Below are 14,750 nucleotides of genomic sequence, written 5' to 3'. Positions count from 1 at the left end.
TTGCGCGCCTTCGCCTTCTCTAGGCGTTCGAATCCTTCGGCGTCGCGCTTGCTTTTTGCGCCAGTCGAGCCGTGAAACCGATGACCTTTGAGCTGGAAGTCGAAGTGGTAGAACGGGCTGTCTTCATGCTTGTAGACGGACACGCCGGCACCTCCCTTTGAGCCCGACCTTGGACAAATTCGTCCAGATCGGCCTCGGTAAATTTGACGCGGCGCTTGATCGCCCCACGGCCAACATTGATGTAACGAAGCGAGCCATCATCAACGAACGCCATCAGCGTCTTCGTCGAGACCTTTAGGCGCTTGGCAGCTTCCTGCGGTGAAAGCAGTGACATGGTCAAAGCTTCACTTGCTTCATACGCGACAGCGCGGGCCCGTCCGGGTGCGGCGGGAAATATCCCTGAATCGATAGACGCCGAACGTGCCCGGCTTCAAAGCTAACGCGCGCCCGCTGCCTTTCCTCGTAAACCGAAGGGAGATGCGACAGCGGGCTCGGGACCCTGAGATGATCCTTGCGAGCGCTCTCGGAGGCATTGATGAAGGCGTTATATTCCAACAGCACGGACTCGCCTTCGTTGATGCTCTTGAGCAGGTCGCCGACGGCGACGAGGTGCTCGTTGATTTCGCAGTACTGGCCGAGCAAGAGCTTCTGCACCCTGCGGGCTTCCCCTGCACGCTTCTCGAGATCGGCATTTTTTTCCGCCTCGACAGCTTCCCTACGCCGCCGCTCGGCTCCGGCGATCGCGATCCTCAACTCTTCCTGCTCAGCCTGGTTTGCGGCGATCTTCGATTTGACATCGTTGAGCGCTGCAGGGTTCCCGAACAGCGCGTCTTCGTGCGCGGCCTTCAAACCATCGGCCTCGGCCTGGACCCGGCCGAGTCGTTCCTTCAGCTCAAGTGCGGCGGTAGCGAAGTCCTGCGAGTTGCGCAGGGTCGGCAGTCTGTCCAAAATCGCCTTCATCAGGGCCATTTGATGCTCCTCCGTTGGAATCATTCACCATCAAATGGTTGCCGGAGAGGGACGAGAATTAAAAATCGATCTCTCCGGAAATCATTTCCGGAGGCGATGTGAGCCCCTACGTTGATGGACCAAACATCTGACGGATGGCCTCTTTTTCGATTTTGTACTTTTCCGCAAGCTCCAAGTCGTTGACGGAACTACTGAGCAAATTACCTTCTATGTAGGCCCGCGCCGCGGTTATCCCTCCCTTCCTCTTTCGCTTTTCTTTTTCGGCAACGAGCCTCTTTGCATAATCTTCTGTAGTTCCGAATACCTCGTGAAGCGCGAAGGCTTTCACCGCTGCATCTTCTTCTGACCAGTCATTGGGAGGACGCCCTTGTTTCCGCTTGATGCCAGATGCTGCTCTGCTGAGCACACGATGGCTTATCTCAGCAAGGGCCCACCGAGTTTGGCGCATTAGGGTCGCTCGGATATCGGCAGCGTCGTGGAGCTTCTTTTCATCCTCAGTGAGTGACTCCTTCCGCCTTTCGAAAGAGGACTCCTCTTCGTCAAAATCCGCGCACTTGCTGTCGATGTATTCGGTGAACTCCTGCAGCTTTTCCGAGGCTAGCCCGCCGTCTCCGGACACCGCATTGGCTGGCCCGCCGTCTCCGGACACCGCATTCGCCGCCCAAACGAACCGGGAATCAAAAACGATTTCCTTCGCCGCCGTCGACCGTTGAAACTCGCCGCCCTCCTCGTCGCGACATTCCCATTGCGAAAAACCAGCCGGCTGGTGCAGCCATCCCTTACCGCGCTCGTGCACAAACCACAGCAGCGCACCCTGCTCGAGCTTCTCAACGGCTACTCGCCAACAGACGTGAGCGACGTGCCCCAGATCACAGCCACCCTCGGATTTCATCTCTAACCGGGAGGCTTCCTCGAGCAATGCAGCGCGCGTCTCCCCTTCCGGATGCTTTTCTCCCGCATCGCGCAATTGCCGAGCCCATTCCTGCAGGACGTCACGGTTCACCACCTGGCTAACGATATGTTCCAGACGGTCCGCCCTATGTCGCAAATTCAACGCCTGTATCGAATCGTCGTCGCTGATCCGATCGGCCTGCCCCTTCAGCCGCCGCATCTCGCCGATTAGCGTTTCGCAGGAAGCCCCCGATCCCAACGGGCGCCGCAAGGCGTTTTCGAGCTCCGCGGCAGCGTGCAGCAGGGCGCTTCGCTCTGGCCCCTCCTGCAGCTCCCCGACGCTGGCCCGGTATTCTGCGACACGCGCAATCGCCTCTTCGCGTGCGAGCTTTTGCTCAGCCGACATTTGCTCGAGCATCTTGGCCCGCTCGAGCAGCTGATAACGGTCCTCCTCAGCCGGGATCTTTTCTGCCGCTTCGCACAGCATCTGCGCCTGACGTGTAGCGCTGGGCAAATAGGCCCGGCCGCCGCTTCGCACGAGTCCCAACCCTGCCAATATCTGATCAAAAAGCTCGCTCGTCTCGATCGCGCCAGACGGCGGCACGAAGATTTCGGGCTTAGTGCGATCGGTCATTCTTTCGGCCCCCCTCCCAAACTCGACAGCTGCTCATCAACCTGCCTGAGCCTCATCGTCGCGTTCACGCAGCACACGCGCCGGCGCGCGATCACGCCGCGATAGAGCGCGTCGCTGAACTCGTCTCGGCGATAATCGGCGCCACCTGGTTGGTATCGGTGCGGAAAAAAGGCCTCATCGGCATCTTCCCGGAGCAAAAACCAGTCACCATCGCAGTGTCCATAGCGACCCACATTCAGAGACGGCCTCCGGTGTTGCACGAAGAGCTCGTGAGCTGCGCCCAGATTCTCGCGCAGCACCCTTTTCCGCGCCTTCCGGCGGCTGGGCGGTAACAGGCCGCTCGATCGCAATAGACGGTCGCCCTCGAAGTAAACCAGCCGGCTGACGTCCTCGGCGGCCCGGTTCGCGTCTCCGGTCAGCTCGAGGATCTCGCGCACCAGGGCCAGCATGTAAACGTCGATGACGCAAAAGTCGCGGCCTCGGCCGCGCTCAGGCGACTCGGAGCAATAGTCCAAACCGTTGTTGTGATGGTGGTTGGCGATGATCGCCGGCGTTATCGAAAGCACTTTGGCGACCTGGCCGATCGTAAAGGTCGAATCATCAAGCGGTTCAAGCGTTGAAAGCATAAGGTGGCCCACCTGGATCAAGAATCAATTTCCGCGCGGCCAGCGTGGACGTTGGTAGGCGTCATTCATAGGATGACGCCTACCTTCTCCACAGAATTGGCGTGCACTCCCTGGGTTTTCCCGAAAGTGATGGAGGGCGAGGACGCAAACAAATCCCGCCGCATCCTTGCTCAAATGCTCACTGCAGACGTTTGTGGTTCTCGTCCTGCGTAAATCGACCCTCGTCCTGTCGGCATCGATCCCAGTATCTGGAAATTTCGCGCGCGCGGTAAGCGCCTTCTACGGCGGCAAAGCAGATCATCTCGAGAAAGGCGTTTTCGATGCCGCTCATGTCTTTGCCTCGCGGCATGTCGGCGACGATGAGCTGCAGCAGACTGCCGGCGTCTTTAGCTTCTTCCTGATAGGCGAGGTACTGGAGCGCGTAGGCGCGGCCAGCATCGCAATCGGCGCTGTAGTCTCCGGTGGCGGCGACTTTCCAAAAACAACGGCGACCGTTTTTCGGGCCCAGCGCGGTAAACGACAGTCCCCTAGATTTTGCGGCACGCGTTTTCTGGCGGCCAATCGGCGAGCGAGGTCCGCCGCGGCTAAGCTTCGATTTGGTGCTCATGGGCTTTCTCTTGAAACGGCCTTTCCACGGCCGGGCGCCAGCGGCAGGCTGGTTCCGGGAGTGTGGAAACATCGCCAGAGACGATGCGCGACGGCCTTTCCCTTGCGGGTGTTGTATAGCCGCCGCTCTCCCGGCATACTAAGCCGGTCGCGCCGACGGCTATCGGCACGCTTCGCTTCGTTGGCCTTGATGATCCCGGCAAGGATCGCCATGCCAACGCCCTGGTGCCAGCCCAGCCCGGCAAGGCCGCTGGCGGGAGTTTCCACGCTCCGAAGGTCAGACTCGCTGATTTGCCGTCGATTGCCAAGCCCCCAGATCAGCCAGGGGGCAGCCACCAAAGCCCGAAAAGAAATTGTTCCGAAAGCGAGCAATTCTTGTCCGTCGGAGGATCCTATAACCAGGGTCACGCCCTCGGGAACGGCTTTCGCGCTCCGCGCAGCACCAAGAAACCTTGACATTAAAACATCACGGAAGACAACCTATGCGCGGGTGAAACGATTGCATCCCGATTTAGAAGGACCGACAGGCATGGACTTCAATTCGGCATTCGACGACATCGCCGCAGCGATGGAGAAGGCCACGACCTCCGAAGGCCATGATTTGGCTTCAAAAGCTATTGAGCGGCATGGTTTGATCGAACAAGGCGACCGGAAGCCCTCCCAGATCACTGTCTGGGAAAAAAGCGCGAATGGGCAAACCCTGCGGTTCACGTGGCGCTGGTATGACCCGTCGCAAGCGTTCTCAATCCGACCCGACATCAACGTGTTGACCTTGGAGTTGCTAGCCGGAGACAAGATTGTTCGTCGGGAAGAGCACCGCTACGAAGACAAATACTGATGTCACCTCCAAGGGGAGTATCGCGCCATGTGGACGAAGGAGGACAAGGAAACTGCCGAGAGATCTGCCCAGGCGCTTGGAGAGTTGCAAGGTAAGAAAGGGCCCGAAGTCCTTCAGCGAGTGAAGCAAATTCGTGATCAGGTTGCGAACAAGCGTACCGATGAGCACGAGCGCGCCGCCGCTTGGCTTGCTGTCTGCGCTCTCGCTGCGAGCCTTGAGGAAACTCCGGACGGCGGAAACCTTCCAGGTCTTTGGCATCGGGCGATACAAGCCACGAACGCGTGGCGCGGTTCAATGAAAAATTAGGTGGTGTCTCAGTTTGAAATTTAGTCACGCATCGCCCACAAAAGGCCCAAGGCAAAGACCACGAGCAGCCACGCAATATATGCTGCCAGCAGCCCGGTCCCGCCCGCCATAATGCCAGTTGCGATCTGAATCGAACCGGGATCAGTGACGCCGATCAGATCACACCACCATTTGACCCAACCTTGCATTTGCCCCTCCCTTGCGAAGCTTACCGCTAAGCATTATATCCGCTAGCGGGGCTAACGCGAGGGCTTCAGATGCAAGTCTACGAACCGTTTGCACGGCCAGCGAACCAAGACAAAAAGCATTTTGAACTGGGTACCAGCACGGCGAAGCCAGCAGAAGGTTATTTCGCTGATGTCGCCGATCTTCCGAGCGAGAAAGTGCTGCAAGATGCCGTCGCAGGCTTACTGAGCGAGCAGGAAATAGAAGACGCTTTGTTCAATCTCTTACCTAGCAGGTTCTTCGCCCACGAGTACATGCGCTGGCGCATGGGGATTAAGGCTGATGCCAAGAGGCCCTAAAGGCGAAAAGCGCCCCGCTGATGTGATTGGCGCTGCCGTCATGATCGGCAAGATCGCCACCGGCGAGATAGAGGACTTGACCACGGACGACGGCAAGAACGCCGCCGCCGTGGCGCTGGGCCGCCTGGGTGGCAAGGCCAGGGCTGAAGGCATGTCGGCCAAGAAGAGGAAAGAGATTGCTAAGAAGGCGGCGGCAAAGCGGTGGAAGGATCGCTAGGCTTCGACGAAACTTAGTCCACCGCAAATTATCTCGTCTCCATCGACGTTAGCGAACAGAAACACCTTCCCATGTTCAGGGATCGGAACTGGAGTCAGCGTGGCTCGGGAAATGAAACCGAGTAGCTTCGCCCCCCTCTTTTTCGCTAAGTCCCGCTCCCGCACGATTTCTTCCTCTTTGAAGACACCAAGAATCTGTCGATGTTTTCCATTAAAGAAATCCGCAGTGAGAGTGATGTTTTTCACTTCATAGTCGGGCTCCAAATGGACTCGAACATAAATGCCAAGCTTTGGGATCAGGCCCGGCACTTTCTTGCCTATAGCTACATTGTCGGGCATTACGCCGACTAGTGTGTCGACGTTGTTCATCTCTTGTCGAATGTCTTCGCAAAAGAATCCTACAGCGTTCCATCGTGCCATTTAGGAAGCCTTCTGCAGAAGTTGCAGAGTTGCCGTTCCTGTCGTTGTCTTTGGCGGCAACTCTTCGATTTTGGATTTTTGCAGCCAGTCTGGACCTGAATAATTGCGTGGCGCTCGATTCTCTAGGGGCGCTAGTTCGAAGTTCAATTCGGACTTGGAGATTGCCAGAAGCAGGTCGCTTACCGTTTCAAGCGTCCAATTGCCAGGCGCCCCCAACCATCGCGTGATCTGTTCTGGCTTGCGGCCGATCCGCCGCGCCAATTCAGCACGCGTCAGATCACCGGAGCGTTCTTTTTTCAAAAACTCAGAGACCACCAATTCGTAAAGTCGGTCACGAAATCGCTCGCGAAAATACGCAAGCTTCCCAATCGGGATACATTCGCCCTTTGAAATTTCAGACAGAAAAGACGTTTGAGGTGTCTGCGAAGTACTCATTGATTTGGTTTCCGTTGACTGACGGATAAGTGGGGAACAGTTGACGCCATTTCGCCTTGCAGATTTCACGCTCTCGGTCGAACTCCTTGTCCTCTGGGCCGCCTAATTTTTCTCGGTGCTCCCAATTGATTGCCACGTAAAGATCTTTGTCTGCAAAGCATCCGAACACTCTAATTCCAGGCTTTGGGTCTCTACTGCGAATCTCGATGACATCGTCCCGTGGTGGGTCTAGACGCGCCATGTAGGTCGTCCTTGGTTTCTTGTACGGGCTGTTCAAAGAGACGCTTATCAGCCTCCCTTCGATGTAGCGGTCAAAGTCTGCCCACAAACGACCAGCCCTGTATTCTTCTTGCTCGCTCTCCCATGGCCCTGTGACGAGCCGATTTACACTTTCGGTAGCTATCATGACCCGACTGACGGGAGCTCCCGGCAGGCGGGGGAAGACCTGAAACAGGCGTCCCCGGTCCATCCAGTACTTAATATCATCGTGTATTGACATATAAGTCAAATGAACTCTGGCGCAATAAAGGTGCGTCAGTCTGACTCATTCAACTCAAGGTTAAAAGGAACCTTACTGCCGCACCTATATAATGAAACTTTTGCTTGACGCTAAGTATAAAGTTCAGATGCTCGGGGCATGCACAAGCTGCCCTTGGAAACCCGCGTTCAAATCCTCCAGATGCTTTGCGAGGGATCGTCCATGCGGTCGATCAGCCGGGTTACGGGGGTCTCGATCAATACCGTTTCCAAGCTACTGGTAGACGCTGGCGAGGCTTGCGCCGCCTTCCATGACGCGACTGTTCGCAGCGTACCTTCCAAGGCAGTCCAGTGTGACGAAATCTGGTCGTTCAGCTACGTCAAGCAGAGGCCCGTCAAGTTCGCCAAGGCCGCTCCTGAGGCCGCTGGCGACGTGTGGACGTGGATCGCGATTGATGCCGACTCCAAGCTGATCGTTTCTTGGCATGTTGGCGACCGCAGCGCGGACACCGGCGCGGCCTTCATGTTCGATTTGAAGGGCCGTCTTGCCAACCGCGTGCAGCTCACCACGGACGGTCACAAGGCTTACTTAAAGACCGTTCTGGAAGCGGGCTTTGAAGCCGACTATGCGATGCTGAACAAGATTTTCGCGACGGACTATGCTGGCCCCGGCCGCGATAGCCCGCCCAAGTGCATCGGCAAGAAGTTCAAGAACCATTGCCATGCGCTGGCGCTCTACTTCGTGTTCTACAACTTCTGCCGCGTCCACAAGACGCTTGGCGCGACCCCGGCCATGGCATCGGGTCTTGTGGACAAGGTTCTAAAAATGTCGGACTTGGTTGCCTTGATCGACGCGCGGGAAGTGCCTGCCGTGCGAGGATCTCACAAGAAAAAGGCCGCTGAAATTTCAAACTGAGACACTACCGAAAACCCGCCGGATCGCCGCCGCAAGTGCGTAATTCAAGGTGGTCGTCAGTAACAACAATTATACTGCGGTAAACTCCCAGCTGGTTGTTCTCACCAGAACCGCCATTTGCCCCTTCCATTGTGGTTCCTTGTACCCCCAGTAAAAAAAATAGGATGTAGCCCCACTGGTTCCTACCTTTTCGCTGGTTGTTCCTGATTTTGTATAAAGGACAACAAAATCACCGGCCTTGATCTTCTTATCGGGGAGCCAAAAAGCTGCTGGCACAGGGCCACTCGCAACACCATTGTCTGATGTCTTTCGACCCTTGAAGATTGCGAACCCTCCAATATCAACGTCCTTCGTGGCCTTCATAACCACGCGCTCGCGCTCGATATTTCCCGTGTCTTCGACACCTTGCAATTCAAGGTTCATCTCATCACCCTCGCAATCACTCCAGCGGACACGAGAACGAGGGATAGAATTAGGAAGACTATGCCGAACTTCTCAGCACCCGGAATCGAAAAGTAGCTTGGAGACGCACCAAGCCCTGCCGAACCGACTGACAGGCACACGAACGAAAGAATTTCATTCCAGCGCGAGCTTTTGGCGGTTTCCGTTAGCACGGCAATTGTTACTTTCTGTTCGTGATATTGCTGCACGAACAGTTCATTATTGCTGCAAAGTTCATCCATTCTCTCTAGCTCAGCAATCAGAAACCGCCGAGCAGCTGGGGTCGACAACTCATCTTCACTGAGACCGCGTCGAGCTGCTTGAAGAAAGCCGCGCATAGCCTCCTTTGTTTCGCCCGCAGCAAGTTCTGCTTGCGCAACTGGAGTTGCACCGACCTCCTCGGTAGCTGATGATTGTTTGCCCGCCACAGGAAACTGATAAATTGCTCCCATTTGGCGGTCAACGAACAATAAGACTCAAAAGTGGCCTTTTTGCATCTGCGAATGGCCTATTTCGGCCAGTGGAGGCCGCGAGCGTCTCCTGCGACACGCTTGCGAGATTAGAGGCGTGCACCAGCGACTGCACCTCCGCAACCGAGCCGTTGAGTCATGCCGCCAGTTTCGACTGTGCGTCGATCGTCTCGAGCGACTTAGTCAGCAGGCCGGTCGCCAACGCGGCACCTGTGGCGGTTGCCAGAGCCGCATATTTGCCAGCGCGCCGACGTTGCTGTTGAGGCTGCCGGTCAGCTTGCCGACAAAAAGCCCTCGGCCTTCGCAACACCTTTGTCGAGCCCGGAAACATCCCCGCCGATCACGACCGACAACGAACCCAAAACGGCTGACTGGATCATTTCTCTTCTCCCGCCGATCTGCGCTGCGCCCGCGGGCGCAGCAGCCCTGTAACGCGCGACAGCAGGCCGATCTCAATTCCGAGGAGGACTTGCGAGCTGCCGCGCGGCGGCATCACTTTCGGCCCGTGAGATTGTTACGGTCCGGCCCCGGACGAAATGGACGGCCCCCGCGGCTTCGGCTCGCCTGAAGGCGAGGTAGCAATCGAGGTCATCGGCAAACTCGGCACGCAGTGCAGCGCTCGCGTGCCACTCTTTGCGCCAGGTGTCATCGTTCGAAACAGTCATGGGTGTTCTCCTCGGCTCTGGTTGAACGAGCGGCGCGAACGCTGGAGGGCAAGTTTCGCGCCGCTCGTTTGGCGCTTGTCCAGAGCGCCTGGCACCGAATTCCCGAAAGGACCAAGAGAATCAGGTGCGCCCGGAAAGGCTAGGGCCCAGCCACGAAAGAAAAAAACGCAAATCTCCGGAATTAAATTCCGGAGTCGAGGATGGGCCACAGATTCCCGTGACTGCTTTCGATTCGCGGCGTTTGTGTTTTCATGGCGGGTTACGGCGTCGGTTGGCGGCAAGGCCGTCGCGCTGACGGCCGCGGCCTCGATCCATCGCGCCCTTGGCCGCGCAATCATGTGCGGGGGCTCAGAATGCCGTACCGGGTCGAGTCTCGGGCCGGGCGGAAACCTGTTCCGCGCTGGAACGGGTTTCCATCGGCGGCCCCCCCTTGCAGCCTGTTTCGTCTCGGCACGGGCTACTCTGGGTTGATCTTCCTTTAGGCTGTTCCGTCTCGGCACCGCGTAAAAATGGTCCGAAACCCCATTCCGCCACGCACAGGGTTTTGCCGACGCCATGCGCCGCGAGGCTCAACCGTAACGGCGGGGCCAGAGAAACCGCTGCCGCGGCGGAAGGGGTTTCCGCAAAGCCGGATGGCGCGCCCTTCCAGTCAGGTCCTAAACACCCGCACATGCCGCTTCGAGCGGCGCTGAATGACCGCCGCCGGCGGCTTGGTCATTTCAGCGTGCGGAGCACTGAAGAGATCCAGTTCGGCCGGAACTTCGGTCTGCCAAACGGCCGCAGCCAGCTCCGCCCACTGAGCGGGCGACCAACCGTCCATCTTCAGCAGCCAGGCCAACGCGCGGCAGCCGACGACGATGTCGAGCGCTTCGTTTGCACGCCCCGGCATCTTCCTCCACTCGCGCAAGTCTCCGGGTTTCTCCATCATCGCCCGTCGCGCCTTGCCCTTTGCCTGGGCCTTCGGATCGAACAGCACCTCAGCCGTGAGCTGCTTGGTGTAGTCCTCGCCGATCCAGTCAGGCAGGTGCAGCGTGCCCCGGGCATAGCGGCCGTCGATATCGGCGCCGCCGATCAGGTTGCGCAGTCCGTAGTAGATCGCACTCTTCAGGCCGAACGTGCCGATGAAATGCAGCCGCACCATCCTGCCCTGAACCTTGCGACCGAGCGCAGTCTTGAGCGGGACCTGGCGAACGACACATGGCAACGCGTCTTTCGACCGCAGGCCGGAAGCGCCCTTGCACGCCTTCAAATTATGCCGCCCAAGGGCGCGCTGATAGATCAGGGGCGATACGTAGCCGGTGTCGATTCCCCAGGCCGAGACCGAGATGCGAGCGCCGTTGGCGGCCGCAAACGTCGCGCCGAGCAAAGCATCGACCTCTCGCCAAGCATCGTCTGTTTCCGCGGGATGAGGAATCACGCCGCAGTCGACCAGCCACCCCTGCCCCTCCGGGCCCCAACCCCAGACGCCCCATTCCAGCCGGTCCCCCTGCACGTCGATGAAGCCGGTCAGCAAACACGCCGGCCAGACGACCGTGCCGCGCGGCCATTGCTTTCGTGCGGCCAAGAGTTTGTCCCAGTCAGGCGCGTCAGCCGTCGGATCGTAGGGTTGGCCGAGATCCTGCTGGCAGAACGTTTTCCACTTCAGCGGATCTCCCTTCGCGGCTTCCCCGCGCTCGAAGATGTCTTCCCAGCGCTCAAAATTCGAATAGGCCGACCACCAGGAATAGCTGGGCTGAAAGTCGCGACAACGTCCTTCGCAAGGCGGGCAATACCAGCGATCAATATCTCCCGCCTTGATGATGGTTGGCACCGGTGTGGCATCCTCGTGCACGCGCATCGCGATCCAGCGGGCGTTCTCCAGCATGTTCGCTCGGTGCACCTGATCGATCAGCGCGCCGCAAGAAGCACAAGCGAACGTGACCCGATGTTTCGTGCTCTCGCTCGGCGGCATCATCCGGTCGAATTCGAGCTGCTGCCAATCACCGCAGTGCGGGCATGGCAGGTAGGGTTTCCGCTGGTCGCCGGCCTCGTACATTTCCGAAATCCGGCAGTCCCCGAGCAGCCCAGGCGTCGAGGATCGGTACGTCTTGGCCAGGTCGCTCCAGGATTTTTGCCGCGCCTCCGCCTGGGTGATCGGCGAGCCGCGGCCGTCCGTGTCGATCGGATATTCGCTGATCTCATCGAGCGCGAGATAGCGGATCGAAATGCCCTGCAGGCCCTTCGACGAAGACGCGGTGACGATCTGGGCAAAGCCGCCGCTGAAGCGCTTGAACGACGTCGTCGAGGCCGCCTCGTCCCGGCTGTTATCCGGCTTCACCCGGTGCTGGATCCGCGGTGAAGCGTCGATCGTCGGCTGCAGCTTCACCCGGTTGAATTTCACGGCCTCGTCGAGCGATGGCAGAACGACAAGCATCGGCCCAGGCGCACGGTCGACAATGAAGCCGAACCAGTTGACAATGATCTCGGTCTTGACGATCTGCGCCGACCCCATGTTGGTGACAGTGCGCGCGGGATGATCCGGATGCAGGCAGTCCATGATCTCGCGCGCGAGCGGCACGCGGGACGTGAGCCACTGGCCGGGAAAACGCGAACCGGATTCCGCGCTCACTACACGGTATCGATCGGCCCAATCGGAGACCGTCAGCTCTTCTTCCGGGGTTGCGGCATCGGCAAGCGCGGTAGCTAACAGCTGCCGGCCGTCGCTGATGCCTGGAAACATTTCGCGCAGCTGAGCCGAGGACAACGACATCAAGCAGGCTCCTCTTCGCTGCGCTTGTCGTCGCTCGGCGCCGGCACCGCCTGGTCAAACGTGCACGATCGCATCCGTTCGGAGAACGCTTCGAAAGCCCTCGCCGCCATCTTCCGAAGCGCCGGCCTGATCAGACGCGGCTCGCCCCCCAAGGCATGGGCGATCTGCTCGGCGGTATCGTTCACGGCAGCGTCGAGCGCCGCCCGCAGCTCTGCAATTGCTGTGCGGGCGGCCTCCGCAACTTCGCTCTTGAGCGTGATCTTGCCCTCACGCTCGGCCAGGTCGAGCTCGCGGATCCGGGCATCAGCATCGAGTTTTCGGGCCTGCGAATCCGACTTCGCGATCGTCCGGACGAGCGGCTTGGACTCGAGCCTGATGTTTTGCGTCCGATGTTGCCTGAGTTTTTCGAATTCGACGACCGTCTCGCGCCCCAGTTTCGAGGGATTCAGGGCCGCGGCGTATCGGCTGACATATCTCGACAGCGTCGAGCGGTCGATCGCGTCGCCGGCGGCCGTCAATCGTGCCGCCGCCTCCGTAATGCTCACCAAACCCGTGTTATCGTGCTCCTGCACGTTCATGTGCGTGTACCGTTTTCAAAACCGACCCACTAGAAAATAGTCGGGGTGCGAACTACTCGCGTGGCCACCTTCGCTGGAAGGACCCGTGAACTTGGTCCCATCACCCATCTCGAACATCCTGTGGTGCGAGCAGCGAATGCGCTGTGTCAGCGCAACCGTCGGCGCCACCATCAATCCGGCGCACCGTCAACACTCCCCCTCTGGCTCCGTGCGCATCCATGAAGTCGACGCTCTTGCCTGCAGCGATCATCCTGTTGCGCTCGGCATGCCATGCCGGCGAGTGCGGCTCGATGACGATCAGGGGCGCGTCGGTTGAACCGATCTCATTGATCAGCCGGTCGGATGCTGCGATCACATCGCCGCGGCGAGTCAGCCTTGGCGCTTCCCACCTGCGCGCTTGCAACCACTTGCATAGCCACATGCCATCGATGTCGAGACCATGAGGGCCGAGAAGTTCGCCGACTTTGCGCCGGTCAGAGGGTCTCAGCTTACGCCACTCGGCGAGCGCTGGTCCTGGCTTCCCAGGATCTCCCCTGCAAGCGCTCCAAACTTCATCGAACTTGGGCTCCGATGCTGGGCTCTCCACCCTGCCGTCTGGCTGCCCCGCCTCCGCGTCGCGAATGATGCGAGCCTCGTGGATTTGCTTGCGGGTGAGGCCGATCTCGGCGGCGGTTGCTTTGCAGTTCCCGTGTGGAGCGGCAACGTGCTGCCCATCCTTTGGCCCAACGACTTCCCAGCGTTCCTGCGCGGCATCGTATTCATCGGCGAGGCGTCGTTTTGCTTCTTTCGAACGGCGAAGATCATTCCCCTCCCCTTCGCTGGTCGCTGGGGGAGTAGGAGGGGGAGAATCTTCAATTTTATTTCTGTAAGTTTTATTACTCTCAGTTTTATTAGAACCGGTGGACGTATCGCGCAGCGGCTTGCGCCGATGCGCGGTATGTACAACGGGAACTCCGCCAGCGGCGCAGAGAGGAACGTCCCGGACGACATAGTCATATGATTTGAAGCGGTTACACTCGTCACGACCCTGCTCCTCGTCGCGCTCCATGTAGCCGGCGGCGATTATTTCGTTCAGGATCCGCTCCAGCCAACGTCGACCGATTCCGAGCTCTGCCTGGAGCTGGCCGTGCCGGACTTCCCAATTCGGCGGTCGCGACAGCAGATAGCCGAGGACGCCCTTCGCCTCGATCGAAAGCCGCTTGTCGACGAAAATCGCGTTCGGCACGATGGTGAAATTGCCGTTGTGCTCGCGCTTGATGATCATGCCGCAGTCCCGGTCGCCGGCCTTCTGGCTGTTCCGCGACGGCACCGCCAGAAGCGTCCCGCCCGCGTAGCTGGCCGCGCGAGCCAAGGCGTCACCATGACCGACGAGGTCGTGCTGACAAACGCCACGTCGACGCCGGCCGGATCGATGTCCTGCTGCACCAGCTTACTCCTCGCCCGTTGCGGGGGAGTGGCTGGACTCCGGCGCTTCATCTTCGATCAGTCCCAAGTTCCGCGCGCTGCGCTCGGCCTCCGCGAGGGCGGCGGCGAGCGCCGGCAGGTGCTTGATGCTGAGCGTGATGCCGGTCTTGGTAGGCTTCACGCCGCCTTCAGCGTCGCGATACCAAACGCGCGCGTTGACGGTGTGCCGGCCATTGTACTGATCGAGGGCGACCCGGACGACCTCGCGGGCGTTTCGATCCCATTGGGCAATGGTGATGGGGAAGTCGGTCATCGGACCGCCTCCGGTGGCCGCATGGGCACGACGTCGCCGTCGGGCTGAGGGCCGAGACGCCATCCCAAGGCTAGGTACAGCTCGACTTCGCAGGCCGGCACCGCGCAGAACGCGGGAGGAACGTCGTTCGGGACAATTTCGGGACTTACCGTTCCGAAATGCGCCGATTGGTGCCTGTTCGTTCCGAAATCGCGATAGGCGTTCGAAACAGGCGGATTAGGAAGTGATTGATTTCTTAAGGGGAAAATGGTCGGAGCGAGAGGATTTGAACC

Annotated in this window: 21 protein-coding genes; 5 read left to right on the top strand and 16 right to left on the bottom strand. The window is 59.1% G+C overall.

Features of this window, described 5'->3' with window-relative positions:
• Window positions 1-336 precede the first annotated feature (336 nt).
• From R3D51_19520 to R3D51_19500, 5 genes are all read right to left on the bottom strand, one after another.
• Complete coding sequence (locus R3D51_19520) at window positions 337-969, bottom strand: hypothetical protein (GenBank protein MEZ5901675.1); 633 nt, start codon at window positions 967-969, stop codon at window positions 337-339.
• 106 nt (window positions 970-1,075) lie between these two features.
• Window positions 1,076-2,494, bottom strand: coding sequence for a hypothetical protein (locus tag R3D51_19515; protein MEZ5901674.1), 1,419 nt, complete (start codon window positions 2,492-2,494; stop codon window positions 1,076-1,078).
• Entirely contained in the window at window positions 2,491-3,141 is a 651-nt protein-coding gene (locus R3D51_19510; protein MEZ5901673.1) for a hypothetical protein, read from the bottom strand. The genes R3D51_19515 and R3D51_19510 overlap by 4 nt, the downstream gene beginning before the upstream one ends.
• 157 nt (window positions 3,142-3,298) lie before the next feature.
• On the bottom strand, window positions 3,299-3,727 hold the full coding sequence (locus R3D51_19505; GenBank protein MEZ5901672.1) for a hypothetical protein: 429 nt from the start codon (window positions 3,725-3,727) through the stop codon (window positions 3,299-3,301).
• The gene (locus tag R3D51_19500; protein MEZ5901671.1) at window positions 3,724-4,185 is read right to left on the bottom strand and encodes a hypothetical protein; all 462 of its coding nucleotides are present in this window, start codon (window positions 4,183-4,185) and stop codon (window positions 3,724-3,726) included. Before R3D51_19500 ends, R3D51_19505 begins: the two co-directional genes overlap by 4 nt.
• Before the next feature lie 70 nt (window positions 4,186-4,255).
• Between R3D51_19500 and R3D51_19495 the strand changes: the two genes are divergently transcribed.
• Both R3D51_19495 and R3D51_19490 read left to right on the top strand, forming a co-directional pair.
• Window positions 4,256-4,564, top strand: coding sequence for a hypothetical protein (locus R3D51_19495; GenBank protein ID MEZ5901670.1), 309 nt, complete (start codon window positions 4,256-4,258; stop codon window positions 4,562-4,564).
• Between the two features lie 27 nt (window positions 4,565-4,591).
• On the top strand, window positions 4,592-4,870 hold the full coding sequence (locus tag R3D51_19490; GenBank protein MEZ5901669.1) for a hypothetical protein: 279 nt from the start codon (window positions 4,592-4,594) through the stop codon (window positions 4,868-4,870).
• A gap of 20 nt (window positions 4,871-4,890) precedes the next feature.
• Here the strand turns inward: R3D51_19490 and R3D51_19485 are convergent, their stop codons facing one another.
• Window positions 4,891-5,058 carry a hypothetical protein gene (locus R3D51_19485; GenBank protein MEZ5901668.1) on the bottom strand — a complete coding sequence of 56 codons (168 nt, stop codon included), beginning with the start codon at window positions 5,056-5,058 and terminating at the stop codon, window positions 4,891-4,893.
• Between the two features lie 69 nt (window positions 5,059-5,127).
• Between R3D51_19485 and R3D51_19480 the strand changes: the two genes are divergently transcribed.
• Together R3D51_19480 and R3D51_19475 are read left to right on the top strand one after the other, a co-directional pair.
• Window positions 5,128-5,394 carry a hypothetical protein gene (locus R3D51_19480; protein MEZ5901667.1) on the top strand — a complete coding sequence of 89 codons (267 nt, stop codon included), beginning with the start codon at window positions 5,128-5,130 and terminating at the stop codon, window positions 5,392-5,394.
• The gene (locus R3D51_19475; protein MEZ5901666.1) at window positions 5,378-5,611 is read left to right on the top strand and encodes an RNA-binding protein; all 234 of its coding nucleotides are present in this window, start codon (window positions 5,378-5,380) and stop codon (window positions 5,609-5,611) included. Before R3D51_19480 ends, R3D51_19475 begins: the two co-directional genes overlap by 17 nt.
• On the opposite strand, the gene R3D51_19470 is transcribed toward R3D51_19475, so the two are convergent.
• Both R3D51_19470 and R3D51_19465 read right to left on the bottom strand, forming a co-directional pair.
• Window positions 5,608-6,030, bottom strand: a complete 423-nt coding sequence (locus R3D51_19470) for a hypothetical protein (protein MEZ5901665.1) — start codon at window positions 6,028-6,030, stop codon at window positions 5,608-5,610. The two genes, R3D51_19475 and R3D51_19470, sit on opposite strands and share 4 nt — an antisense overlap.
• A complete protein-coding gene (locus R3D51_19465) occupies window positions 6,031-6,534 on the bottom strand; it encodes a hypothetical protein (protein MEZ5901664.1) in 504 nt (167 codons plus the stop codon). It abuts the gene before it with no gap.
• A 568-nt stretch (window positions 6,535-7,102) separates the two neighbouring features.
• Here R3D51_19465 and R3D51_19460 point away from each other — a divergent pair.
• On the top strand, window positions 7,103-7,858 hold the full coding sequence (locus tag R3D51_19460) for an IS1 family transposase (GenBank protein ID MEZ5901663.1): 756 nt from the start codon (window positions 7,103-7,105) through the stop codon (window positions 7,856-7,858).
• A gap of 69 nt (window positions 7,859-7,927) precedes the next feature.
• Here R3D51_19460 and R3D51_19455 read toward each other — a convergent pair whose 3' ends face one another.
• The 8 genes from R3D51_19455 to R3D51_19420 all read right to left on the bottom strand — a co-directional run.
• A complete protein-coding gene (locus tag R3D51_19455; GenBank protein ID MEZ5901662.1) occupies window positions 7,928-8,281 on the bottom strand; it encodes a hypothetical protein in 354 nt (117 codons plus the stop codon).
• Window positions 8,278-8,751: a hypothetical protein gene (locus R3D51_19450; GenBank protein MEZ5901661.1), complete on the bottom strand. Its 474-nt coding sequence runs from the start codon at window positions 8,749-8,751 to the stop codon at window positions 8,278-8,280. The genes R3D51_19455 and R3D51_19450 overlap by 4 nt, the downstream gene beginning before the upstream one ends.
• Before the next feature lie 470 nt (window positions 8,752-9,221).
• Window positions 9,222-9,434, bottom strand: a complete 213-nt coding sequence (locus R3D51_19445) for a hypothetical protein (GenBank protein MEZ5901660.1) — start codon at window positions 9,432-9,434, stop codon at window positions 9,222-9,224.
• A gap of 649 nt (window positions 9,435-10,083) precedes the next feature.
• On the bottom strand, window positions 10,084-12,183 hold the full coding sequence (locus R3D51_19440; protein MEZ5901659.1) for a terminase gpA endonuclease subunit: 2,100 nt from the start codon (window positions 12,181-12,183) through the stop codon (window positions 10,084-10,086).
• Window positions 12,183-12,761, bottom strand: a complete 579-nt coding sequence (locus R3D51_19435) for a hypothetical protein (GenBank protein MEZ5901658.1) — start codon at window positions 12,759-12,761, stop codon at window positions 12,183-12,185. The genes R3D51_19440 and R3D51_19435 overlap by 1 nt, the downstream gene beginning before the upstream one ends.
• A gap of 100 nt (window positions 12,762-12,861) precedes the next feature.
• Complete coding sequence (locus R3D51_19430; protein MEZ5901657.1) at window positions 12,862-14,025, bottom strand: hypothetical protein; 1,164 nt, start codon at window positions 14,023-14,025, stop codon at window positions 12,862-12,864.
• Between the two features lie 165 nt (window positions 14,026-14,190).
• Window positions 14,191-14,478, bottom strand: a complete 288-nt coding sequence (locus tag R3D51_19425; protein MEZ5901656.1) for a transcriptional coactivator p15/PC4 family protein — start codon at window positions 14,476-14,478, stop codon at window positions 14,191-14,193.
• The coding region (locus R3D51_19420; protein MEZ5901655.1) for a hypothetical protein at window positions 14,475-14,750 on the bottom strand (276 nt) is incomplete at its 5' end. The genes R3D51_19420 and R3D51_19425, both read right to left, overlap by 4 nt.

It is taken from the genome of Hyphomicrobiaceae bacterium, assembly GCA_041397645.1.
Taxonomy (GTDB): domain Bacteria; phylum Pseudomonadota; class Alphaproteobacteria; order Rhizobiales; family Hyphomicrobiaceae; genus Hyphomicrobium_B.
The sequence above is the reverse complement of the archived record's forward strand: the minus strand, read 5'-3'. Positions and strand labels throughout refer to the sequence as shown.

Excerpts from the sequence above, each read along its gene's own strand:
- R3D51_19520 (MEZ5901675.1), bottom strand. The coding sequence starts at position 969 with ATGGCCCTGATGAAGGCGATTTTGGACAGACTGCCGACCCTGCGCAAC.
- R3D51_19515 (MEZ5901674.1), bottom strand. The coding sequence starts at position 2,494 with ATGACCGATCGCACTAAGCCCGAAATCTTCGTGCCGCCGTCTGGCGCG.
- R3D51_19505 (MEZ5901672.1), bottom strand. The coding sequence starts at position 3,727 with ATGAGCACCAAATCGAAGCTTAGCCGCGGCGGACCTCGCTCGCCGATT.
- R3D51_19500 (MEZ5901671.1), bottom strand. The coding sequence starts at position 4,185 with ATGTCAAGGTTTCTTGGTGCTGCGCGGAGCGCGAAAGCCGTTCCCGAG.
- R3D51_19495 (MEZ5901670.1), top strand. The coding sequence starts at position 4,256 with ATGGACTTCAATTCGGCATTCGACGACATCGCCGCAGCGATGGAGAAG.
- R3D51_19490 (MEZ5901669.1), top strand. The coding sequence starts at position 4,592 with ATGTGGACGAAGGAGGACAAGGAAACTGCCGAGAGATCTGCCCAGGCG.
- R3D51_19485 (MEZ5901668.1), bottom strand. The coding sequence starts at position 5,058 with ATGCAAGGTTGGGTCAAATGGTGGTGTGATCTGATCGGCGTCACTGAT.
- R3D51_19480 (MEZ5901667.1), top strand. The coding sequence starts at position 5,128 with ATGCAAGTCTACGAACCGTTTGCACGGCCAGCGAACCAAGACAAAAAG.
- R3D51_19475 (MEZ5901666.1), top strand. The coding sequence starts at position 5,378 with ATGCCAAGAGGCCCTAAAGGCGAAAAGCGCCCCGCTGATGTGATTGGC.
- R3D51_19470 (MEZ5901665.1), bottom strand. The coding sequence starts at position 6,030 with ATGGCACGATGGAACGCTGTAGGATTCTTTTGCGAAGACATTCGACAA.
- R3D51_19460 (MEZ5901663.1), top strand. The coding sequence starts at position 7,103 with ATGCACAAGCTGCCCTTGGAAACCCGCGTTCAAATCCTCCAGATGCTT.
- R3D51_19455 (MEZ5901662.1), bottom strand. The coding sequence starts at position 8,281 with ATGAACCTTGAATTGCAAGGTGTCGAAGACACGGGAAATATCGAGCGC.
- R3D51_19450 (MEZ5901661.1), bottom strand. The coding sequence starts at position 8,751 with ATGGGAGCAATTTATCAGTTTCCTGTGGCGGGCAAACAATCATCAGCT.
- R3D51_19445 (MEZ5901660.1), bottom strand. The coding sequence starts at position 9,434 with ATGACTGTTTCGAACGATGACACCTGGCGCAAAGAGTGGCACGCGAGC.
- R3D51_19440 (MEZ5901659.1), bottom strand. The coding sequence starts at position 12,183 with ATGTCGTTGTCCTCGGCTCAGCTGCGCGAAATGTTTCCAGGCATCAGC.
- R3D51_19435 (MEZ5901658.1), bottom strand. The coding sequence starts at position 12,761 with ATGAACGTGCAGGAGCACGATAACACGGGTTTGGTGAGCATTACGGAG.
- R3D51_19430 (MEZ5901657.1), bottom strand. The coding sequence starts at position 14,025 with ATGATCATCAAGCGCGAGCACAACGGCAATTTCACCATCGTGCCGAAC.
- R3D51_19425 (MEZ5901656.1), bottom strand. The coding sequence starts at position 14,478 with ATGACCGACTTCCCCATCACCATTGCCCAATGGGATCGAAACGCCCGC.